General features: G+C 56.7%; 15 protein-coding genes. 9 read left to right on the forward strand and 6 right to left on the reverse strand.

Features of this window, described 5'->3' with window-relative positions; translation table 11 throughout:
• The first annotated feature begins 39 nt into the window (after window positions 1-39).
• The 6 genes from DFR31_RS07820 to DFR31_RS07845 all read left to right on the forward strand — a co-directional run bounded on the left by DFR31_RS07820 (window position 40) and on the right by DFR31_RS07845 (window position 9,254).
• A complete protein-coding gene (locus DFR31_RS07820; RefSeq protein ID WP_121442029.1) occupies window positions 40-1,644 on the forward strand; it encodes an acyl-CoA ligase (AMP-forming), exosortase A system-associated in 1,605 nt (534 codons plus the stop codon).
• Window positions 1,641-2,876, forward strand: coding sequence for a pyridoxal-dependent decarboxylase, exosortase A system-associated (locus tag DFR31_RS07825; RefSeq protein ID WP_425452528.1), 1,236 nt, complete (start codon window positions 1,641-1,643; stop codon window positions 2,874-2,876). The genes DFR31_RS07820 and DFR31_RS07825 overlap by 4 nt, the downstream gene beginning before the upstream one ends.
• Before the next feature lie 163 nt (window positions 2,877-3,039).
• Window positions 3,040-3,627, forward strand: coding sequence for a GNAT family N-acetyltransferase (locus DFR31_RS07830; RefSeq protein ID WP_147436954.1), 588 nt, complete (start codon window positions 3,040-3,042; stop codon window positions 3,625-3,627).
• A 2-nt stretch (window positions 3,628-3,629) separates the two neighbouring features.
• Window positions 3,630-4,562 (forward strand): hydrolase 1, exosortase A system-associated, encoded by a 933-nt coding sequence (locus tag DFR31_RS07835; protein ID WP_121442031.1) that lies wholly within the window; start codon window positions 3,630-3,632, stop codon window positions 4,560-4,562.
• Window positions 4,559-5,851: an aspartate aminotransferase family protein gene (locus DFR31_RS07840; RefSeq protein WP_121442032.1), complete on the forward strand. Its 1,293-nt coding sequence runs from the start codon at window positions 4,559-4,561 to the stop codon at window positions 5,849-5,851. Before DFR31_RS07835 ends, DFR31_RS07840 begins: the two co-directional genes overlap by 4 nt.
• 163 nt (window positions 5,852-6,014) lie before the next feature.
• Window positions 6,015-9,254: a non-ribosomal peptide synthetase gene (locus DFR31_RS07845; RefSeq protein ID WP_170153626.1), complete on the forward strand. Its 3,240-nt coding sequence runs from the start codon at window positions 6,015-6,017 to the stop codon at window positions 9,252-9,254.
• Here DFR31_RS07845 and DFR31_RS07850 read toward each other — a convergent pair.
• The 3 genes from DFR31_RS07850 to DFR31_RS07860 all read right to left on the reverse strand — a co-directional run bounded on the left by DFR31_RS07850 (window position 9,182) and on the right by DFR31_RS07860 (window position 12,205).
• On the reverse strand, window positions 9,182-10,051 hold the full coding sequence (locus DFR31_RS07850) for a shikimate dehydrogenase (RefSeq protein WP_170153627.1): 870 nt from the start codon (window positions 10,049-10,051) through the stop codon (window positions 9,182-9,184). The genes DFR31_RS07845 and DFR31_RS07850 overlap by 73 nt on opposite strands.
• 10 nt (window positions 10,052-10,061) lie before the next feature.
• On the reverse strand, window positions 10,062-10,895 hold the full coding sequence (locus tag DFR31_RS07855) for an SDR family oxidoreductase (RefSeq protein WP_121442035.1): 834 nt from the start codon (window positions 10,893-10,895) through the stop codon (window positions 10,062-10,064).
• A 299-nt stretch (window positions 10,896-11,194) separates the two neighbouring features.
• Complete coding sequence (locus DFR31_RS07860; protein WP_121442036.1) at window positions 11,195-12,205, reverse strand: glycosyltransferase family 2 protein; 1,011 nt, start codon at window positions 12,203-12,205, stop codon at window positions 11,195-11,197.
• 62 nt (window positions 12,206-12,267) lie between these two features.
• On the opposite strand from DFR31_RS07860, the gene DFR31_RS07865 reads away from it, so the two are divergent.
• On the forward strand, window positions 12,268-13,098 hold the full coding sequence (locus DFR31_RS07865) for a glycosyltransferase family protein (protein ID WP_121442037.1): 831 nt from the start codon (window positions 12,268-12,270) through the stop codon (window positions 13,096-13,098).
• 130 nt (window positions 13,099-13,228) lie between these two features.
• Here the strand turns inward: DFR31_RS07865 and DFR31_RS07870 are convergent, their stop codons facing one another.
• Entirely contained in the window at window positions 13,229-14,299 is a 1,071-nt protein-coding gene (locus DFR31_RS07870; protein WP_170153628.1) for an asparagine synthase-related protein, read from the reverse strand.
• A 664-nt stretch (window positions 14,300-14,963) separates the two neighbouring features.
• Window positions 14,964-18,332 carry a hypothetical protein gene (locus tag DFR31_RS13775; RefSeq protein ID WP_147436955.1) on the reverse strand — a complete coding sequence of 1,123 codons (3,369 nt, stop codon included), beginning with the start codon at window positions 18,330-18,332 and terminating at the stop codon, window positions 14,964-14,966.
• 1,177 nt (window positions 18,333-19,509) lie between these two features.
• On the opposite strand from DFR31_RS13775, the gene DFR31_RS14115 reads away from it, so the two are divergent.
• Window positions 19,510-19,953: an ATP-grasp fold amidoligase family protein gene (locus DFR31_RS14115; protein WP_121442041.1), complete on the forward strand. Its 444-nt coding sequence runs from the start codon at window positions 19,510-19,512 to the stop codon at window positions 19,951-19,953.
• A 62-nt stretch (window positions 19,954-20,015) separates the two neighbouring features.
• Window positions 20,016-20,765, forward strand: a complete 750-nt coding sequence (locus DFR31_RS07890) for a polysaccharide deacetylase family protein (protein WP_170153629.1) — start codon at window positions 20,016-20,018, stop codon at window positions 20,763-20,765.
• On the opposite strand, the gene DFR31_RS13780 is transcribed toward DFR31_RS07890, so the two are convergent.
• Complete coding sequence (locus DFR31_RS13780; RefSeq protein WP_147436956.1) at window positions 20,747-21,970, reverse strand: GNAT family protein; 1,224 nt, start codon at window positions 21,968-21,970, stop codon at window positions 20,747-20,749. The two genes, DFR31_RS07890 and DFR31_RS13780, sit on opposite strands and share 19 nt — an antisense overlap.
• Between the last annotated feature and the right edge of the window lie 392 nt (window positions 21,971-22,362).

Here is a 22,362-nt window from a genome sequence, read left to right on the forward strand (position 1 = left end):
GCAGGCAACGACCCCAAGGAAGCGAGCCCAATCAACAACATGCATACGCCCACATTGGTCCATGAAACGGTCCTGAAAAGCGCCGAAAGTGCGCCATCTGCCCCCGCCTTGCGACATCGAAACTGCCCCATCGACTATGGCACGCTTGCGGATGATGTCCAGAAAGCCGCTGCGGGATTAGGCCAATGTGGCCTCTTGAAGCAGGAACGGGTGGCGGTCTATTTGGATAAACGCCCCGAAGCTGTACACGCGCTGCTGGGCACCTCCCTGGCCGGTGGCGTATTCGTGCCGGTCAACCCGCTGCTGAAGGCCGAGCAGGTGGGCTATATCCTCCGCGACTGTAACGTGCGAGTCCTGGTCACCTCTGCAGACCGATACAAAGCGATAAAGGCTGCGCTCGCGCACTGTCCCGATCTACACACCGTGCTGCTGGTGGATGCTGAGCCGCCAGGCCCCGGCCCGGGTGGCACTCCCCATAGGGTTCAAGCCTGGGCTGCTCTGCAAGATGCCCCCCAGGGCGCTCGAGGACACCGGACCATCGACACGGACATGGCGGCTATTCTCTATACTTCGGGGAGTACCGGGCAGCCCAAGGGGGTGGTGTTGTCCCACCAGAATATGGTGGCCGGCGCTCGAAGTGTTGCCCAGTACCTGGAGAACCGGCCCGAGGACCGCATCCTTTCGGTGCTGCCCTTCAGTTTTGACTACGGCCTCAGTCAGCTCACCACCGCCTTTCTCACCGGTGCGCAGGTGTCCTTGCTCAACTACCTGTTGCCCCGAGACGTCATCAAGGCCGTTGACCGCGAGCAGATCACGGGGCTGGCGGCGGTGCCCCCGCTCTGGATACAGCTGGCCCAGCTCGAATGGCCGGAAGGGGCCAGCCAAAGCCTCCGCTATCTCACCAATTCCGGTGGCGCCATGCCGCGCAAGACACTGAATGCCTTGCGCGAACGCCTACCGCATACGCAGCTCTACCTGATGTATGGGCTCACTGAGGCCTTTCGCTCCACCTACCTGCCCCCAGAGGAGGTGGAGCGCCGGCCCGACTCCATGGGCAAGGCTATTCCTAACGCCGACATCATGGTGGTGCGCGAAGATGGGAGCCCCTGTGCGCCCGGAGAGCCCGGCGAGTTGGTACACCGGGGTGCACTGGTTGCACAGGGTTATTGGAACGACCCGGAGCGCACCGCCGAGCGTTTCCGTCCCGCGCCTGGGCAACCCTCGGGGCTGCCCAGGCAGGAGCTTGCGGTCTGGTCCGGCGATACCGTCCGTATGGACGAGGACGGGTTCCTTTATTTCATCGGCAGACGGGATGAAATGATCAAGACCTCTGGCTACCGGGTCAGCCCGAATGAGGTCGAAGAGGTCATTTACAGCACCGGCCTGGTGGCGGAGGCAGCAGCCCTGGGGGTCCCGCACCCCACCTTGGGCCACGGTATCGTGGTCGTCGCACTGGCTCGTGATGAGGGATTGACCGGTGAGTCCCTGGTGAGCCAGCTACGCCCTCTGCTCCCAGCCTTCATGCTCCCAGCGCATGTGGAGTTGCGTCAGCACCCATTGCCGCGCAATGCCAACGGCAAGATCGACCGGAAGTCGTTGGCCACCGAGTTCACCGACCTGTTTCAGGAGAATAACGCGTCGTGAGCGAGAAGCGCCCAAGTCATGTGCCTATCGATAACTTCGAAGTCAAAGGGAACACCCTTTGCGTCGGCGGCGTCCCAGTGCCGGATCTGGCAGAGCGGGTCGGCCAAACGCCGTTCTATGCCTACGACCGGCAACTGATGACGGAGCGCGTCCAGGCGTTACGCGCGGCGCTCCCCGCGGGCATCTCCATTCACTATGCGATCAAGGCCAATCCAATGCCCGCGGTTGTCGACCACATGGCAAAGCACGTGGATGGCCTGGATGTGGCCTCGGGCGGGGAGCTGCGGGTCGCGCTCGATACGGGCGCGCCCCCCGCGACGATCAGCTTTGCCGGGCCCGGGAAATCCCCAGCGGAATTGCGCGCCGCGCTGGCGGCGGGCGTGACCATCAATCTTGAATCGGAGACGGAGCTATCCCGGGTGGTCGCCATCGCAGAGACCACCGGCCACACCCCCCAGGTCGCCGTGCGGGTTAATCCCGACTTTGAGCTGAAGGCCTCAGGCATGAGGATGAGTGGTGGTGCCAAGCCCTTCGGGGTGGACGCGGAACGGGTGCCCGAGTTACTCCATCGAATTCGCGATCACCAACTCCATTTTCGCGGCTTTCACATTTTTTCCGGGTCGCAGAACCTGCGCGCTGATGCCCTGGTCGAGGCCCAGGGCCTGACCCTGGACCTAGCGCTGCGGCTGGCTGAATCGGCCCCGGGTCCGGTGGAAATGCTGAATATCGGCGGCGGTTTTGGTATCCCCTATTTCCCCGGCGATCAGCACCTGAACCTGGCCCCGGTCGCCGAGCACCTGGATGCACGCCTGCCCCAGGTGCGTGCTTGCCTACCGGAAGCAGAAATCATTCTGGAGTTGGGCCGCTATCTCGTAGGGGAGGCGGGCATCTACGTGGCAGAGGTGCTGGACCGCAAGGTCTCCCGGGACCGCGTGTTCCTTGTGACCAATGGTGGCCTGCACCACCACTTGGCGGCCTCGGGCAATTTTGGCCAGGTCATCCGCAAGAATTACCCGGTGGCCATCGCAAACCGAATGGCGGAAACGCCGCGGGAGACAGTGGATATCGTCGGCCCACTATGCACACCGCTGGATATCCTCGCCCAGCAGGTTCAGCTACCGAAGGCGGAAGTGGGGGACTTGATCGCTGTTTTTCAGTCCGGCGCTTACGGCTACACTGCCAGTCCAACGCGCTTTCTGGGCCACCCGGAGCCTGTGGAGACGCTGGTCTGATATGCGGGTACGACGGCTCCTCTCGGGATTGCGTGCCACCTTCGCCCGTCTCGGACCAGGTACCGGGTCACTGTACCTGCTGGACCGGGCCGCTGGCGGGCTCAGCAGGGGACGCGCCCGCGTAATCACCTACCGGCTCTTTGCGCAGCCTCTGGCAGACTCCGTGGTGATGCCGGCCCGATTAGGCAAAAACCTGGAGATTCGCGAGGCCCGGCCAGACGATCCCGCTCTGGACCTCATGGGCCGGGGAACCACCACCCTGCAAGCCCGCTTCAACCAGGGTGCGCGCTGCCTGGTGGCATTGAAGGGTTCGGAGCTGGCAGGTTTTTTCTGGTGGGTGGAAGGCCCGTATCAGGAAGACGAGGTGCGGTGCGTCTTTCTACCCGGTCCCCCGGGGGAGGCTGCCTGGGATTTCGACGTGTATATCCACCCCAAGTATCGCCTGAGCGGTGTCTTCGGCTGCCTCTGGTCAGCGGCGCAAGAAAAACTGATGACCTCGGGCGTTCGCTACACTTGCAGCCGCATCTCCGCCTACAATACCAGCTCGCTGGCCGCTCATCGCCGGCTCGGCGCCCAGCAGGTCGGCATCCGGGTCTTCATCCTGTTTGGTCGATTTCAGCTTACGCTCGGCGATGCCCCCCCATACCTGCACGTCAGCCGCTCGGCGGCACGAACACCCCGCGTAGCGGTCGACCCACTCCTGGAGGCAAACGCGCCCGACACTCAGCCTGGAACAGGAGGCGACCGATAACGATGCCAGTAGCGGAACAAGCCGTCATATTCCCGCATGAGGGGGAGCAGTTGCTCGGCATCCTCCACCGCGGTGCGGCCGATGCCCGCCTCGGCGTCTTGGTTGTGGTGGGCGGCCCCCAGTATCGGGTTGGCAGCCACCGCCAGTTCTTGCTCCTGGCCCGCGATCTGGCAGCGGAGGGCGTTCCCGTCTTCCGCTTTGACTATCGCGGCATGGGGGACTCCAGCGGCGACATGCGCGGTTTCGAGGATATCGAAGGCGATATTGGAGCCGCGATTGATCAGTTCCAAAGGACTCACCCTAGCCTTGAGCAGATCGTCATCTGGGGCCTATGTGACGCTGCCTCTGCAGGGCTGCTCTATGCCTGGCGCGACTCCCGGGTCACGGGGCTGGTACTGGTCAATCCATGGATTCGCACCGAGGAAGGCCTGGCCCGCGCCTACCTGAAGAGCTATTACCTACAACGGCTGATCAGCCGAGATTTCTGGACCAGCCTGGCGGCCGGCCGGGTCAATCCCGCGAACTCCCTGCGCTCATTGCTGCAGATGACGCGAAAAGCCACCGCCAGCCGCCACCCCGACAAAGCCAGAAAGACGCCCGCGGCACAGGGTGAGCAAGCAGCAGCGCCCAGCCATCCGCCCCGACGCGCGCGGCAGCCCCTGCCCGAGCGCATGGCGGAGAGTTGGCAGCGCTTTCGGGGGCCCATTTTGCTGGTGCTCAGTGGCCAGGACCTGACCGCCACCGAGTTTCTGGATACCACCAACCGATCCCCCGCCTGGCGGGGCCTGCTGGAGAGGCCCAACCTGCAGGTCAAGCCGTTGCCCGAGGCCAACCATACCTTCTCCCGCGATGAGTGGCGGACGCAGGTATCGGATTGGACGCTGGCATGGCTCGAAAATCCGACCGCCCACCACCGTAGGACAGCTACCCCATGAAACCGCACCGCAACCCCCTGCCAGACGGGAATAGCGCGATTGAGGCCCCCTCCACGGCACAACTGGAGGCCTACCCCGGTCTGCCCCGCTTTACGAAAGGTCAAGGCTGCTGGCTTTTTGATGCGGATGGCCATCGCTATTTCGATGCCACGGCCGGCAGCGGCGCACTCAATCTGGGGCATAACCACCCGCAGGTGGTGGAGGCCGCCATTGCGCAGACGCGAAACCTGATCCACACCGGCTCCATCTTCCATAGCGATGCGCGGGATCGATTCGTTGCCAGGCTGGGCGAATTCTCTCCGTTCAGTCCATGTACGGTGCTGACCTGCGTCGCGGGCACCGAGGCCGTAGAGGCCGCGCTGAAGGTGGCTCGCGCCTATACCGGGCGCACCCCCGTCATCTCCTTCAGCTACGCCTATCACGGCAAGAGCACCGGGGGGTTGAGCGTCACCTGGCGACAGGCGCTCCGGAAGTATTCTCCCCAGGCCGCCGACGCCGTTCAGGTGGCCCCCTATCCGTTGCACCACGACCCCGCGGCCCCAATGGGTGAGACGGAAGCCTGCCTTGATGAACTGTCTACCATTATTGGCAACATGGCGCGTGCCGGGGCGCCCCCTGCAGCGCTGATTCTGGAGCCCGTCGCCTCCAGTGAGGGGGTCATCCCCGCGGGCAACGCATTCCTGCAAGGGGTGCAGCAACTGGCCCGCAACGCGGGGGCATTGCTGATATTCGACGAGCTTTGGACCGGAATGGGCCGATGCGGCGTGCCCTTTTATGGCGGACAAGCGGGGCTTGAACCAGACTTGATTCTGGTGGGCAAGTCGGTGGCCAACGGGTTCCCGATCTCAGCAGTGCTCGGGTCACAGGAGATCCTGGCGTCATTGCCAGCCGGCCTGCATACGGCCACCTTCGCCGGTCACCCGGTGGGCTGTGCGGCTGGCAGTGCCGTAATTGACCTGATGCAGACCACTCAGCCATGGGTTTCGGCATCAGACCAGGGGGAAGCACTCTGGCAGGGCCTGAAGACCCTGCAAGGCGAGATGGCGTTCATCACCGGCTTGCGCGGCGAAGGCTTGTTGCTGGGCTTCGACTGCGTGGACGAAACCGGACGCCCCAGCCCAGAGAAGGCCAGAACGTTTGCCGGCCACGCTCAGGAAAAGGGACTCCTGTTGGCCTACGGTGGCCGACAGGGCAATACCGTAAAGGTGACACCGCCGCTGACAATGGATGACTCCGAGCGCGAATTTCTCATGACCACACTGGACACCGTGGCGAAGGGATTGAGCTGACCCAGCGGACCAAACCCAACACGAGGGCATCATAATGAGCCTGGATGACAGCAGAACGCGACCCTGGCTCAGGGGCAGTCTCCACACTGGTTCGGCAGCCGAGCCTAGTGAGGTTTCGCAGCGTGCGGTCCCAACCCGAGAGGTCCCGCTGCCCTTCACCACCATGGATGTCGACCACACGGTACCCGGGCGGTTTGAGCGCGTCGCCCAACGATTCGGAGATCGGCTGGCTGTCCGCTCACCAACCACCCAGTGGACCTATGCACAGTTAGAACAGCGGGCCAACGGCATTGCCCAAGCGATATACGCCGCTTGTCCTGAACCCGGGACTCGTGTGGGGCTGCTGTTCCCCCATGATGCCCCCATGGTTGCTGCCATGCTCGGGGCTTTGAAGGCCGGTGCCACCTACGTCCCCCTTGACCCCGCACTACCCAGTGAGCGGCTGCAATTCATGCTCGCGGACTCGGAGGCGAGTCTGCTGCTAACGGATGGCGACAATGCCACACTGGCTGCATCGCTGGCACAAGAGAGCCAACGTGTCATCAAAACGGATGACCTCGACAACAGTGCCCCACTGACCAGCACCGTAGGGCCGGATGATTACGCTTACATCCTCTACACCTCCGGCTCCACCGGTCAGCCCAAGGGGATTCTTCAGAGTCATCGTAATTTGCTCCACCATATCCGGGTCTGGACCGAGGCGCTCGACATCACACACCGAGACCGCATGAGCCTGGCGTCCGCCTTCACCTGGGATTCCTCGCTACAGGACGCCTACGGCGCACTCCTGAACGGTGCCACCTCCTATATATTCGACGTCCGCGATCAGGGCTTTGATCGCCTGGCTGATCTGGTGGTGGCGGAACGACTCACCATTTGCCACCTGGCGGTCCCGGTGTATCGGAACCTGATGCGGGTATTGGCCAGGCGCCAGGAACGGCCTGCAGTCCGGGCCATGGCCCTGGGCGCGGACATGGTGCATCAGGCCGACATGGATGCGTTCCGTGAGTGGTTCCCGGATGAAGCCATCCTGGTAAATGCCTACGGCGCCACGGAATCCACCACGGGCACCATTTACCGAATCGACAAGACAACACAAGTGCCCTGTTATCCGCTCCCCATCGGTACGCCAGTAGACAATACGGCGGTGACCTTGGTGGGCGACGATGGGCACCCTGTCGACCCGGGCGATACGGGCGAGATCACCCTGACCAGTCGCCACGTAGCCCTCGGTTACTTGAACAAGCCTGAGCTGACAGCGGAAAAGTTTCAGCGGCATGAAGATGTCCCCCACGTCCGGACCTACCGGACCGGCGACCTGGGCCGGCAATTGCCCGACGGCAACCTGATATTGCTCGGTCGCCGCGACAACCAAGTCAAGGTGCGTGGCATCCGCGTGGACCTGGGCGAGGTGGAATCCGCGCTCGTACAGCACCCTGACATTCAAGAGGCCATCGTGCTGGATGTGGCCCACCCCAGCGGGGATAAACGACTGGTCGGGTATATTGTGCCGCGCGCGAATAAAGCACCGGCAACGGAGCAAGTGCGCGCATTTCTCGGCGAGCGCCTGCCCGAGTACATGCTGCCATCCTCGCTCATCGTCCTGGAGGCGATGCCGCTTACCCCGAACGGCAAGATTGATCGCAAGGCCATGCCAGCACCAGACTGGCGTGCACGCAATCTGGACACCCCCTACCTGGCGCCCAGAGACACCCAGGAGGCCTTATTGGCCGAGGTCTTTTCTGAGGTGCTGGGGGTCGAGCCCATCGGGGTGAACGATAATTTCTTCGCGTTGGGTGGGGACTCCATACAAGCGCTGAACATTGTGCTGACCGCGGAGGCACGGGGGCTGCGAATCACACCGCATCAGGTCTTCTCGCACCCCACCGTGGCACAACTGGCTTACCTCGATCGCGAAACGCCCAGGCCTGACGAGGCTGGCCCCACCCAAGGCAGGGCTGCCAATGACCAATTGGCACAATGGAATGCGTTGCGCCAGCGGCTACCGGAGCCGGACCAGGTGGATCAGGTCTACCCCCTATCGCCCACGCAGAAGGGGATCTATTTCCAATGCCTGATGGCGCGTAAAGATAGCGGCATCTACAAAGAGCAGACCCGGCTCACGTTAAGCGGGCAACTGGACCCGGACCTTTTTGCGGCGGCGTGGGATCACCTGATTGCCTGCCATGCGGTATTGCGTACCGCCTTTGTACGTCGGGGCCTGGGGCAGCCTCACCAGGTCGTCCAACATCAGGCACCGGTGCCGCTGGAGATCAGAGACTGGCGTGAGCGTTCCGCATCGGAAGAGGAAACTGCCCTGAAGCGATTAGAAGCCGAAGAGATCCGCCAAGGGTTCAAGCTGGGACAGGCCCCGCTGATGCGATTGGTCCTGGTGCGCACCGGAGCACACCGGCATGAGCTGATCTGGACCTATCACCACATCATCCTTGATGGTTGGTCGGAGAGCTTACTGATTCAGGATCTCTTGGGAACTTACGATGCCTTGCACCAGGGGCGAGAGCCCAATCTGCCGGCGCGCGCGCCCTACCGGGATTTTATCCAATGGGTCCACAACCGGTCGCCCGGAGAAGGGCCTGAGACCTTCTGGAAAGACCTGCTGAGAGGGTTCAAGCAGCCAGCCACCATGCTGGCAGAGGCCATTGACCAAAGCTCGAACGACCCCATAGACGATTTCGCGACCGCCACCATCGACCTGGACGGCCAGGCGCTGGATGGCGTCAGCCGGCAATTCCGGGTCTCCGTTAGTACCCTGATGCAGGGCATTTGGGCTGCTGTTTTGGCCCAGGCCTGCAACACCGACGATGTGGTCTACGGCACCATAGCCTCCGGCCGCGAGCAGGGGCCGAAGGGCATCGCCGACATGATCGGCCTCACCGTGAACACCCTGCCCATGCGCGTGCGGCTCACCCGCTATGCCGATATCAGCGATTGGCTGCAAGACCTACAGCGGGGACTGCTCGAGGTGCGTCAGCATGCCACCAGTGACCTAGGTGACATAGAGCGTCTCAGTGAAGTCTCCTCTGACCGGCTGCCCTTGTTCGAATCGACCTTCGTCTACCTGAACCTCCCGGGTATCCCCCAGGATGGGCAAGGAGCGCTAACCATCGAGCAGCGAGCGTACCGAAGCGTCCCCCATTTCCCGCTGACGCTCTTTGTGGAGCCGGGCAACCGCCTGCGCATCCGCGCCGCCTATCGCCAGGATGCGTTCAGCCGCGCCTACATTGAGGCCCTGCTTAACGCGGTCCAGGCCCTGTCGTCCGAGATCACCCAGGGCAGTCCACGGCGTTTGGAGGACTGGATGCCAGCCGCCTACCGTGCGCTAAGCAACTCGTACAAGGCGGGCAGGTTCGCCGTCCCCGGATCATGGCCGGTAAACAGATGAAAGGCCGCCTCGCCCTGGTAGATCAGCATCCAAAGGCCGGAACAGGTCTGGGCACCCGCTTTCGAACAGGTAGCCAGCAGCCGTGTCAAGCGGGGACTGTAGACCGCATCCAGTACGTGAAGGGTTTGCATGGGGCGAGCCTGAGCGAGCGCCTGGATAATGGATTCTGGCACGGCTGTCGTCTTTTCTCTCGGGCTCATGCCCAACGGTGTGGCATTGACCAGGAAATCAGCTGCGTGCAACCGATCCAGCAGAACGGACTCGGTTAATTGCTCAACCCGGAGGTGCGGCGCGCAGCTTGGCGATAGTGCCTGGCTGAAGCCATCAATCTCCTCCGCCACCGGCGTGAGCACATCCACCTCTGCACCACGCAAACAAACCGCATGGGCGATGGCCCGCGCAGCACCACCCGCCCCCAGAATGACAATCCGATCACCCTTGACCACCTTACGAAGCCGGGCGTCCATCGCTGCGACCGCCCCCAGTCCGTCGGTGTTATAGCCAATGAACCCACGTTCAGGATCCATCACCACCGTGTTCGCTGCACCCACCACCGCAGCCGAGGCATCCACCTGGTGCAGGTACTGAACAACATCGACTTTGTACGGCAGCGTTACGTTGGCCCCTACACCGCCAAGTGTCTGCAGGGCCTCGAGATATTGCGGCAACCGCGCAGCCTCGGGAACTTCGACCTTGATATACCCCAACTCAAGCCCTGCCGCCCGAGCCATTTCACCATGAATCACCGGTGACAGGCTATGGCCGACCGGCTTACCAAAAAGGGCGCAAATCACCATGGCGGACCGGTCATTCACCTGGCTTCTTGAACCGACAACCAATAACCGTCTGGTCGAAGTCCATAACCGAACCGGTGACCACCCCAGACTCCTCGGACCCCAAAAACGCAATGGCATTCGCTACATCCATAGGCTCGATGAGGCGCCCGAATGGCTGCAACGGTGCGGCCTCCTCTAACCAATTGGGGTCCCGATGATGAAAACTCTGCTGGACGGCGTGTTCGTTTGGCGTATTCAACCAACCTATATTCAACCCATTAACCCTGATGCGATCTTCAATTAGACCAAATGCCAGGTTTTTGGTCAGGGTTTGCAAGGCACCCTTTGACGAGGCGTATGGCACCAGGAAAGGTTGCCCCCCATGCGCGGAGATGGAGATCACGTTAACGATCCAGCCACGAGCGGAGGCATCATCCAGAGGATTTCGACGCATCCACTTTACGGCCTCCTGAATCATGAAGAAGGGACCGCGCACGTTCGTTGCGAAGATACGATCCCAGATCTCAGGTGTGGTATCGTCTATCCACCCTCGCTCGGTCGTGCCTGCACAGCTGGCAAACACATCGATACGCCCAAACTGCTCTCCCGCTTCACGGACAAAGTGCGCACACTCTTCAGGCTTCGATATATCAGTCGGCACATATAGCGCGGGACATCCAGTTTCTTGCTTGATCGACGAAGCGACGCTCTCTCCATTCTGGACATTGCGGCCACACAAGGCCACGCCTGCGGCGCCCCGCTGGGCAAAAAGCCGAGCCGTTGCTTCGCCTAGCCCCTGCGTTCCCCCGGTGACCACACACACTCGGCCCTTAAACTGCTGTGAGTATTGATTAACGCTGTGCATTAACTACCTCATCTGGGTTCAATCGTGGGAAAACCGCATCGACTGGAGCATGATCACGTTGCTGATGAAATGAACAAGTTTCAAAACCTTTCTCCGGAAGACCTTTCGTAGAAAAAGTAGCCCCCCCTATTAATTTCGTCAAGAAAAATTGACAAAACCATCCAGCGGTCACTGTATTTCCAACAGTCACCCCTGGGTCACAGACATCAAATGGCCACGAACCAATGCCCCGACCAAGCGCAGTCACCGTTTTAGCTAGAGTCATTGAGGAGGTGATTGCCTAACACCCTATCAGCCACTCAGAGCGAGCCCCCTTTGGACCCGAAACGCCGCCATGCTAATTGAACCGCCTTAAACACGATGTTCCTAATAGCCATTGGATCACTTGCCAACGTCTCTTTGACAAGTAACCAGTTAACCTCCTTCTTATGCAAGATGAGGTGCAGCAGTGTGGCCGCAAAAGCCATTCGAGATTGCCCCTGCCTCCCTGCAAGGTAACGACGCTGCTCCTGAGTCAGCCGTAGTTCTTCCAACAGCATTCTAGACAACCTGACATAATTAGAAGTTAGCCTCAGAGACTCTGGTGTACCCCATTCCGCTTTATCAAAAATATTCACGCCTTCGCCTTCTTCCACATAAATTTTCGGCGAAAAAGCAACAGCATTTAAATCCTTAGCCAAAACCAATTTAAACAGCCTATCCTCTCCCTGAAATAGGCCAGAATGGAACCGGAGACTTGAAAAACGATCCATTCGATATGCAATTGCGCCAGACCCAATCAAATTGGTCCGACGAACCATAAGATCAAAGAAATCTCCACAGAACTCATAAATTTCAAGCGCCCTATCTATGGGGACATGATGCTCTGGGTATATGTTGGAAGCGGAATCCTCACTCCATTCAAAGCGTGTGCCGCTACGTGCACCACGCCGTGCATTGCCGATGAATAGATCGTAGCCCTGTGCCAATGCGAAGTATGCATCCTCGAGAAAAGGGCCAATCCATTGATCGTCGGAGTCTAAAAAGGTCACATAGGGCGCATCGGTACAGACGTAATCAAGGGCGGTGTTACGGGCAGCGGCGGGGCCGGCATTCGCCTGCTGGAGGATCTCCACCGCCCCATTGCTCGCTTCCACCAGGTCTCCAATATCATCCCTTGCAGGCAGAGGGGACTCGTCATCAACGACGACTACCCTGATTGGAAGATGCGCACCACGGTCCAGCACAGACGTTACGGCGCGGCGAAGCAGGCCATGCTCTCGCTGGTAATAGGGGATGATGACGACAATACTTGGAGCGTGATGCGTCATTGGACACTACCGACCTCGGCGGAGGGCTGCCAAGCGAATCTGCCTTCAGCATAGGACTTCTTATGTACCTTTACTGCTATCGCAAGCGTCCCAATTTCGGCGATGCGCTCAATGACTACCTTTGGCCGCGGTTCATCGATGCGCCCTTGGAGCCAACACCTTCCCACGATGAAGTGTTTGTCGGCATTGGGACCATTCTGAACGAGCGGCTGCCCACGGCGCGACGCCTGCACATCTTCGGGAGCGGACTGGGGTACGGCGAGGTGGCCCCTAGCGCGCGAGACAACTGGCACGTGCACTTCGTCAGAGGCCCGCATACAGCCCAGGCCCTGGGGCTCGACCCACAACAAGCGATCACAGACCCGGCCATACTGCTGCATCGCACCGAGGATGTGAGCCCGCGGAAAGATATCCATTGTGCCTTCATGCCTCATCACGGTATCCACTCACCTCGATTGGAACGGCTAGTGCAGGACGCGGACGTGCATTACATCAATCCAGAAGCGCCCTGCACTGAGGTTATAGACCAGCTGATGCGCTCCCGCCGTCTAATCTGCTCGGCGATGCACGGCGCCATCGCTGCCGAGGCCCTGCGGGTACCTTGGCTACCGGTGATCACACACCATGAGATTTTGCTGTCCAAGTGGCACGACTGGGCGGCGTCCATGAATCAAGCCCTGTCTTTCTACCGGTTGCCAACCATATGGGCGAAAGCCAAACCTACCCTTTCAGGACGCCTTGTTGCCGGCACCAAAACAGTCCTGTTCCGCAAAAGACTGGCATCGCTGGCCAAGGGTCGCGGCTTTCAACTCGGGTCGGATAGAGTCCTGCTTGATCGACTCACTCGAATTGAGGAGCGCATCGACCGGTTCAACCAGAATATTCTCTCTTAGGAAAAACTGAACAACTCATGATAATGAGAAGGGAAGTACGAAAACACATCGCCCGGCGATGGACACGTCATAAATATGCTCCCGACTCCTGAACATGCGCTTTCAACTTAGACCATTATTATTTAATGTTTCACCGCATGATAGCTCGCTCTATTTCTAGCCCATGAATCAACGGATGAAGATACCATATTTTTGGGCTCTTTTTCCTCATCGCATCTCGACATAACATCGCCAGAAACCTACCTTTTTTTACAATGCATGACTGGTACTTTTGGTTCTTTAATAAGTACCAAATCGCCTCAACTGCTGACCTCCTATAAAATCTGGACTGTACATGTTCGCTAGGCTTTTTTGCTGCATGGTACTCGAATGGTATATTCCTATACTCTGGATAATATCGATGGATTACCGCGTCATGCAACCTTTTTCCAGATGTGTAAGAAGGATCAACATTTACTAGAAAATCAAAAAGATCGTGATCCAGGAAAGGACAATAAACGGTTGCCACGGAGCGATGGATACCAAATGGCAGGAGGGCAATGCCGCGCCGAGTAAGATTCCAGAAAAAGAAGGATGAAATTGGGTCAGCAAAGCCCAAGTGCCTTTTTAGTTCCTCTGAAACCTTAGCAATTGCCAGATCCCTTGTCGCACGTTTATTGAAAGAATCCTGAAAGCAGGACTGTATGAACGGCTCTCTATTGTTTTCGTCCAATAGGCGCTTCGCAAGTTCTATCATCTTTCCAGTTCTAGCAAGGCGAAGCTTCTCTTCAGTGGTCCGAAGCCCACTTGACAGAATGTCTCCGGCAAGTCCGTCGTAAGTGCACGACACCTGCTTGCTGGCCAGATAAGCAGCCAAGGGAATGAGCCAAGCATGGCTGCTACTGCATAGCTCCGTCAGTGTAATATCCTTCATGGTCGCTGCGAAGTGAGAGGCAGGGTAGCTGACCCTGTCATGTGGAATATTGACCGCTTCTGCCACCCAGCTGGCGAGACGTGTATCTTCGTCGTCTATAGATGGTTGGCCGTGCACAGTCACGGTCCGAGTTGGTGGGCACCCTTGGGCAGACAGTTCGAGAAGGATATGCCGAGAGTCGCGCCCACCGCTTAGTGGCAATACCACATTATTCGTATTAGGGAGGCGACGAGAGATAGCTTGACTGAAAAGCTCTGCGTAGCGATCTACAATTTGATCAAACTCCATGGAGACTGGCTTTGGAGTTGGCCTCGCGCGCTCATCGGTTTGCAGAGTTAGTTTGCCTCTACACCACGTTAACCGGGAGCTCGGCGGAAGGATCTTTAAATCTCGAAATGGCGTATCATCAGACAGGAAAAAACCGAGGCGAAAATAAACAGATAGGGCACCATAATCCAGTTCTGCTGCCCCTCCTAACTCAAGCACCTTTGTAATGGATGGAGACAGTATTAGGCTGCGCCCTTTAGCGGCATAAAACAGAGGGTAAATCCCGTATCGGTCATTCCGTACAGTGAGATTCTCTCCATCCCATCCCCATTCAGCAAATATACCGTCCTCTGGTAAGCCACTACCGCTATTTGAATTAATCTTGTGACCTAGCGCGCACCGCGGGGCCCCGGATTGCACAATAGAGGACCCCTTCATATCTACTGCGATGAAAGGCCTCTCACCATCAGTTAGCGATTCGATATTTGGCGTCACGGCTCCTTAACCCTCATAAAACATAACAATGTCAATCAACCTACAAGGGCAGTATAGCCGGTAGGCGAGCCCTATCCAGCATGTAAATTCTTAATGCCTAATGGCTTCCCCTGCCGAACGCGTAGCAAGCAGCCGCGCCGGCGAGGAGCGAAAAAAGAATTATCGGGACAATTTTTAAGATGCGAAAAAATTAGCGCGTTGAATCTGCCTGGCCGTCCTTCATTCTGTGTAGGATTAGTCCGCGATCAGGATCAAAGAACACGACCAAATCTGTTCCTGGTACGGCGTTCATCTGCACATACCCAGTAGCACCGAACAGCCCCCTCCGGCCACGGAACCTTTCCAGCCCTTCGGGAAAACGTGCATCCGATAGGTCTTCGAAACTCTCATAGACATGCCAGTGCTTTCCATCTGGACTTCTCCAGATAGCGCCGTGTTGTCTGTTCCACCAAAGATAGTCCCCTGACACAGGGTCGTAACCGATAGTCCCGTACCTGGGACTAAAGGGCGGTAGCTCAAAGCCATCCCCAACCGCCCTGTCAATTTTTTCTACCCATGGCGTTGGTCCTTCGTCGGAAGGACTCACCACTCTGCTATCACCCCCATCATGATGGATGATCGCCCACTCCCTTCTCGGCTCGCTTCCCTCGGGCTGATTACCAAACTCAATCCCTGGCGCAACCAACATTTGCTGTTTGATGGGGTTGTATAGCAACTGGCCTTGGTATTGCCCAGAGTAAAGGACATCAAACTGGACCCACTCAGGATTGGGGGGACGCAAAAACATAGCTCTGGCATACCAGCGCTTGCCAAGTGCCTGCCCTTCCTCTGTGTGACCTTCCTGGGAAAAAGGGGTGGGCTCTTTGGTGCCGGAGCGGCGGCCAACAAAGACCCATCCGCCCAAGTCGGGATACCATGCGACGGCGAAGTCACCCGTGCCGTTCATGTTGGATATTCCTAATCCTCGACTAACTCTTTCCCATTTCACATCCGTATCTCCTTCCAGATACGGTTCGATGGGAGCCCTTAGGAGATGGCCTCGCGTCGACCTTCCGCCACCTTCCTTCGTGTTCGATGATGGCCAATACAGATAGCCGTCCACTAGAGACAGGCGGTTGAACGGACGGCGGTCATCAAGACACTCGTCCAGCGGAAGTTGGCGAACGGTATTCCATTCCAGGTCTCTATCAAGCACGAACAGCCGTTTCTCACTACCTCCCCGCATGCCAATCGCCCAGAACGATTGCGTCTCAGGGTCATAGGCGAATGACCCAGTCCAGCCTAGCGCGTGCGTCCCCCCATCACCCGGGTCACCACGGCAGGAGCCCACGCGAAACCGTGGGGTGTTTTTTGTTTCGATGTAGCGCCATTCGCCCGGAGCCATATCCTCACCGATAGCAGCAAGGGCCTCATGGGGCTGCTGCTCGACTTCAACCCCAGGTTCAGGCACTTCTGGAGAGGCCTTCGGCTTACTCAAGTCACCACCGGGTGCTGCTCGGGAACGGCTAGGTCTTGACGCTGCCTGCGTTGAATCGGCAGACGCGGTATCAGACGCTAAACGGTGACGGTATAACCGCGGCCCGTGCTCGTACTGCCAGAAAATTATTCCAAGCTCATCGATGGGAATGGGCACAACAGTGCCGTATTCATGGAAAGGCCAACCATCGGATGACCACTCCCATGCCGGCCGCCAGTGGTCCGCGTCGGCGTCATACTCCCAAAGCGTGCGCTCGTCCCAGCGCAGCACTAGGTACTTTCCGGACTGAGGATCGTAGGTGATGTGGTCCAAAGACATCTGAAAGGCAAATGGCAGATCGCTGGCTTCAGAAACCTCACCGTCTGCGTCTAGGATGCTCACCGCCTGCTCGCTCCCATCTCCGCCGATTACCAGTAGTTCCTGGCGCACGGGGTTGTATTGCGCGGACGAACGATCGCCGCTAACTCCCGTGGTCCCGAGCTCTTGCCAGCGCTCGCCTTCGAAGCCACGAACAACGCCCTCCTTGACACTGATGAGCATGTCCAACGCCTGATGCCATTCGATGGGGGTATTGCCACCTATGGGCGTCTCCCCGAGTCTGCTCCAACGGGCCTCCTCAATCTCGTAGCGATACAGGGCTTCGCCCGACAAGCGGTAATAGTGCCCACGCGTCGCATCAAACGCCGTCCTACTGTAGATATAGCGCTCGGGGTCTTGGTCGGGCGGAGGCGTTCCCTCCCACCCCAACTCTTCCCAGCGGTTTTCGTCTGCTCGATAGGTGATGAATTTATTGACGCCTCCAAGGCCGTGAAACAGCGTCTGTCGCCGCTGCGAATCCCAGTGACCACCATCGGCCCAAGCGTCTATGCGCCCTCGCCGACCATCCGGGCTTTGCACTAAAAACATCTCCCGTAAGCGCGCAACTCCGGCGGGCGGCGAGGATTCCAGGCTGACAAAACGGCCCGGTGCCAAATTGGCGGCATGTTGGCCTAACTCAGTCTGAGCCAATGCCGATGGTGGCGCTGCCACCGTAGACTGGTGCTCGGTGGCAACCTGTTTGGCGCTAGGTAGTTGTTCTTCGGTGGGACTTGGCGCCGCTCCTTCCTTCTGTGGAGGAGAGGAGGTTGATCGCTGTGCAGAGCGTGAAGTGTCCGCAATGGGATTGGAAGGGGAGGCATCTGAAAACGCACTGGAATGGCGATAAACCACTGGGCCACTTCGGTGCATCCAGAGAATCACCCCTAGTTCATCAATGGGAATCAGAACGTGCCCAAAGAAGCTACCGAAACGCCACTCCTCTTGGTTTTCGTCCTTCCAGTCCGCTGCCTTTCGCCACCTGTCACGTGAAGGATCATATTCCCAGAGTTGAAACGTTTTTCGGTGCAGCGCGAGGTAGTTTCCGCTTTCCGGGTCATATCCAATACAGTGATGCTGCGTGGACCAGTTAAACGGGAGATCATTCATCTCATGGAGTTGGCCGTCTGCTGTGAACAGAGAGACCCGGCGCTCGCTTCGCCGACCGCCAACGATGAGCATTTCTTCTCTCGCCCGGTTATAGATCATATTGGCGTGCTGACTACGATGACGCACCCGAGCCTCTGGCTGCCACTCGCCACCACGGAACGCATACAGTTGCTCGTCTCCTAACGCGAGCAGGCGGCCCAGACCCTCGTGGAACTCCATGGGACTGAAGTGCTGGCCGGGGTAAGCATCGCTGGCCAGTTCCCAGCGATCCTCGTCGATGCGGTACCGAAACAGGCGCCGTTGCGCTGCCCGATAGAAATAACCTTGGTCTACGTCCAGCCCCACCGTCCCCCACTGGTGGCCAGCAGTGGGAATCTCCTCCGCCAAGGCATTGTGATGCCAGCGGTTTTCAACGGCATCGTAGGAGTGAAAGACATTGCGGTGCCGATCTCCAAAGAAGAAGGTGCGTTTACGCTTGGGATCCCACTGGCCCCGCGCATTCCACGTATCTGGGTCGGCAGCGGTACCGTGGATATGAAATTCCGAAAAGCTTTGAAACTCGGGCGGTAACTCACCTCTCAATGGCGTGAACTCACCTCTGGTAGTGTCCTCTGCCACAGATGCAAGGTGTGTCTCAGACAGCAGTGGTTCCGTTGCTTTGGCGACTGGGCAAAGTCCAATCCCCCCAAATATAACAAGCGCTATTAAGCCGAAGTGGCTCGATACTTTTTTTCCACGGGCCGACCAGGGTTGGCAAGGGAACATGGGTGGCTCCGTTCGTTTGCCAGTGGGAGACGAATTACCCAGGTGCTCTCGAAATTATAGTCGTTGGTACGCGAGCCAGGGTCAATGGCACACTGCCGTCTCGGGTGGGCCTTTTGACCAACCTACGCTGGGGCTACCCACGGGCGTTTGAAGTTATTCCGCATAATAGTGGTGCATCCTGAGGGTCTTGGACGGTCCCTACGCTCACCGGTGGAACACTACCCCGTCCTCCTAAGGTTTCAATTCCTAGTGATCTCGGCAGATAAAGCCCAGATTGTTCTGGGCTTTATCACTTCACCAGAATTGGGCACCGGCCGCTGGCACTTACCGTCTCGCTCTGCAGCCGTCTTCACCGGCGTGACTGTTGCTGTTGCCACTCTGGAGGCATGACTGCCGGCCATCCCCTGCGTCAACATTGTTCTATACTGAGTGGTGTTCCGTGATCTGACGCAGGTTCCTCGGGGCCCCGTGGACTATGAAATCCGCGCAAAAAGACCGTAGCGGCGACGAGGGAACCTAGGCGTCCCCTGTTGCTGGAAAACCCATTGCAGTGGACATGTCGTCTTTATGGTGCTGTTTATCTATGATCTCAGAAGGACGTATCAAGGCTATGCGCATCCTATCTCGTATTATTGATGTTATCGACCCTAATCTGAGGAAGGCGCGTCCCTCTTTCAAGAACAAACGCTGGGAGCTTGAAAGAATGCGGCGAGAAATTCGATTTAGCCACGAGCACTACACCACGAAGAACACGACATTAGTGATAGCCAAGAAAAACGGGATCAGGACCCCCGGGATCCTCTGGTCTACGGACGATCCGAGGAAGATTAATTGGGACCACCTCCCCGCACGGTTTGTCATTAAGCCCGTAATAGGCGAAAGGAGCAGAGGAGTCTTTCCGATAGAAAGGAGAGACAATTGCTTATTTAGCTTTTTTGATGGGAAAATATCAAAGAAAGAAATTGAGAATGAGATACTGAGACTAGGGCGGAGAAATAGCGACGGCGATATCTCGGTACAAGTGTAGGAGATGGTTCAAGACCCAAACAATCCTCGACAGCTTCCCTTTGACTGGAAGTTCTACACTTTTTACCGGGAAGTGGGAATTATTTTGCAAATCTCAAGAGGCAACAGAAAGTCGACCCCCAAAGCCAAATATTACGATTCGTTATGGCAGAATGCCGGACGTGTTAGAGGTGGGTTTAAACTTGAGGATAGCTTACCAGGGCCAAACGACCCAACCAGGTTATTAGAAGCCGCTAAAATGATAAGCAAGTCAGTGAGATTCCCATTCTGCCGGGTAGACTTATATGAGGACAATAACGGCCCCTTGCTTGGTGAGGTAACTGCATACCCCAGCGGAATAAAGGAATCTTTCAGAAGTGACATTGATGAGTTAATGGGGCGGTTGTGGGAGCGCGCACTATCTAACCTTTTTATAGAAGACGGATGGGACCAAAGACGAAGATATTAGCAAAAAATAGAATTACAACATGCTTTCTTTCTCGTTTGTTACAAAATCACTCGAGGCTAATCATGATAGGAAAACGGACCATTAGAACCAGCTTGCAAATCCTTTCTGCTGCTGACTTATATCAACGCCTACCCGACAACCACAACAACATCATCATGTATCATGCTATTGGCAATGACGGATACGACGCAATCACCCCCAAGCTTTTTAAAAGACAAATATACTGGCTAAAAAAACATTATGAAATAACCCCGCTAAATAGAATAACGGAGCCAGGAAAGAAAAAGAAAATTGCACTCACCTTTGACGATGGATTAACCTCATTCCTAACAAATGCGCTTCCTATTCTAAGGGAAACCAACTCGCCTGCAACCGTTTTCGTTATAGGAGGAGTAGTTTGTGGCAGACACGCCGACAAATCAAACAGGCTTATGACAAAACAACAATTGCTGGAGATATCCAGGGACCCGCTAATTGAAATTGGCTCTCACACGATGACCCACAGCCGGTTAACAGAAAGCCAAAACTATCATAAATTAAAAACCGAAGTCATAGACTCATTAATGGCAATTGAAGACGCCATTGGGATCACTGTTGATTCGTTTTGCTATCCTTTTAATTGCTTCAACAAAGAAGCCAGGGAGATGGTAAGCGCCCACTACAAACTAGCAGTATGTGGCGGTGGGCACCAGGCATTTATTAATAATGACTCGGACCCGTGGTCACTACCAAGAATTAATGGAGCAACCAACCTAATGGCACTGAAGCTACGGGTCTCCGATTTTTACAAACACTACAACCTAGTAACATAGGCGGACTTGTGCCTGTAGAATCTATCCAATACCTCTTTTGGAGAAAGCAGCCTGGCAAGAAAAAACTGATCCCAGTCGTGATCACCCTTGGTTAACAGGCACCTGCTTAGGGCACCTAAGTTGACACTGTTATCAGGAGAATAATTAACCAATAAATCATGATCCTCAATGCGTAGAAATGAGCAGCCTTCTATCGCCACCTTCTGAGTACAATCTGATGTTGCAATAACAATTTGCACTGCACCCCTTTCTTTTATTACACCAACTGCCTCACTAATTATTTGCTTAGTCATTTCTGGGCAGTCGGCTTCCACTACAACCTCGGTTATAAACGCTACCGGGGCCTCCGGTGGCATGCCAATGCGGTAAACCAGTTGCCCAACTATGGCTCCACCATTTAACATCCTTAGGACCCTGTATTTACATCCAGGTTGATCCCTGTACTTCCAGTTCAAATACTTGGAGGTCCGCTCTACACAAAAATCGTAGCGCCCTCTTGCCTTATCCCATAATTCATCTGATTCATCACCAAATGATGCAGGACCTTCGGAGAAATCATAATGGTTCCCAAAAAGCGTTGACCGGGACCGGTGACGACGCTGATAAGCTTTAACTAATAGGCTGCGCAATTGATTCCGAGCTGCAACGATAGGAGATAATGCGATAGCGAAAGGCCTGGAGAGACGCCCAAAGTTTCTTCTTGCCAGCTTTCTTTCCACGCTTTCTGTAACCTTGGAATTATCGAAGTATATGCTATGGACATAGACGCTACACGTCGGCCCTCTTCGAGCTTTAAGCGATAACTTCAACGCTTGTGCTTCGGGTGCCATATATATACTTGCAAGAATCTCATTATCGAATATGTTTAATTCTTGCAGAGCCTTGGCAATGCCTTTTCCACGATAGGGATCTAAAACGAAAAGACCAACCCCCCAGGCTAATACGATGGGAGCCCCTCTTATCTGAGCCGGGACAAGCAGGGCCCCTGAATGACCAACGATATTACGTCTTGAATCCTCTGCAATATAACTCTGAATGTCTCGCCCTCTACGCCAAGGGTTATTGATATACTGCCATACCCAACGATCAGGAAACTTATATTTGAACCTGTCAGCATACGCTTTCTCAAAGAACAGACGCAGCCTTTCTTTGTCAGATTCCTCTGCTTTCCTGAACACAATAGGGTTATGAAAATTCTTCGTCATAGTCTTAATCTATTAATGAACCTGACTGAAGCCTAATATCGCTCCCCTGGTTGAATGACCACAAACAGGGAACATGCGGGCGCTCCCAATGGCTTCAAATCATTAAATTCTTTTGTTTGAAGCATTAACTGGACATTCCTAAATAACTCATCCTTCCCAAAGACACCCACCAGGCACTACAGGGTGTTAGCAAATCAATTCGTGGCACTGTTACGCCTTGCCACGGATATAACTCTTCACCCTTGCGCCGTTCGGCTGCCCAATGTGCCTTGCCGGTCTAAACCCATCGGTATGAAGGGGGTCTCCGCCTCCACTGCCTGCCACAGAGCCCCTTGGCAGATCGCTTGACCCCTCTCACGAGAGTACTTTCGACATGTGCCAATCCAAGCATG

The organism is Alkalispirillum mobile (assembly GCF_003664325.1).
GTDB classification, from domain to species: domain Bacteria; phylum Pseudomonadota; class Gammaproteobacteria; order Nitrococcales; family Halorhodospiraceae; genus Alkalilimnicola; species Alkalilimnicola mobilis.

Bases quoted from the DNA above. Each gene is read 5' to 3' on its own strand.
- DFR31_RS07820 (WP_121442029.1), top strand. From the start codon at position 40: ATGCATACGCCCACATTGGTCCATGAAACGGTCCTGAAAAGCGCCGAA.
- DFR31_RS07835 (WP_121442031.1), top strand. From the start codon at position 3,630: ATGCCAGTAGCGGAACAAGCCGTCATATTCCCGCATGAGGGGGAGCAG.
- DFR31_RS07840 (WP_121442032.1), top strand. From the start codon at position 4,559: ATGAAACCGCACCGCAACCCCCTGCCAGACGGGAATAGCGCGATTGAG.
- DFR31_RS07845 (WP_170153626.1), top strand. From the start codon at position 6,015: ATGGATGTCGACCACACGGTACCCGGGCGGTTTGAGCGCGTCGCCCAA.
- DFR31_RS07850 (WP_170153627.1), bottom strand. From the start codon at position 10,051: ATGGTGATTTGCGCCCTTTTTGGTAAGCCGGTCGGCCATAGCCTGTCA.
- DFR31_RS07855 (WP_121442035.1), bottom strand. From the start codon at position 10,895: ATGCACAGCGTTAATCAATACTCACAGCAGTTTAAGGGCCGAGTGTGT.
- DFR31_RS07860 (WP_121442036.1), bottom strand. From the start codon at position 12,205: ATGACGCATCACGCTCCAAGTATTGTCGTCATCATCCCCTATTACCAG.
- DFR31_RS07865 (WP_121442037.1), top strand. From the start codon at position 12,268: ATGTACCTTTACTGCTATCGCAAGCGTCCCAATTTCGGCGATGCGCTC.
- DFR31_RS07870 (WP_170153628.1), bottom strand. From the start codon at position 14,299: ATGGAGTTTGATCAAATTGTAGATCGCTACGCAGAGCTTTTCAGTCAA.
- DFR31_RS14115 (WP_121442041.1), top strand. From the start codon at position 19,510: ATGGTTCAAGACCCAAACAATCCTCGACAGCTTCCCTTTGACTGGAAG.
- DFR31_RS07890 (WP_170153629.1), top strand. From the start codon at position 20,016: ATGATAGGAAAACGGACCATTAGAACCAGCTTGCAAATCCTTTCTGCT.
- DFR31_RS13780 (WP_147436956.1), bottom strand. From the start codon at position 21,970: ATGACGAAGAATTTTCATAACCCTATTGTGTTCAGGAAAGCAGAGGAA.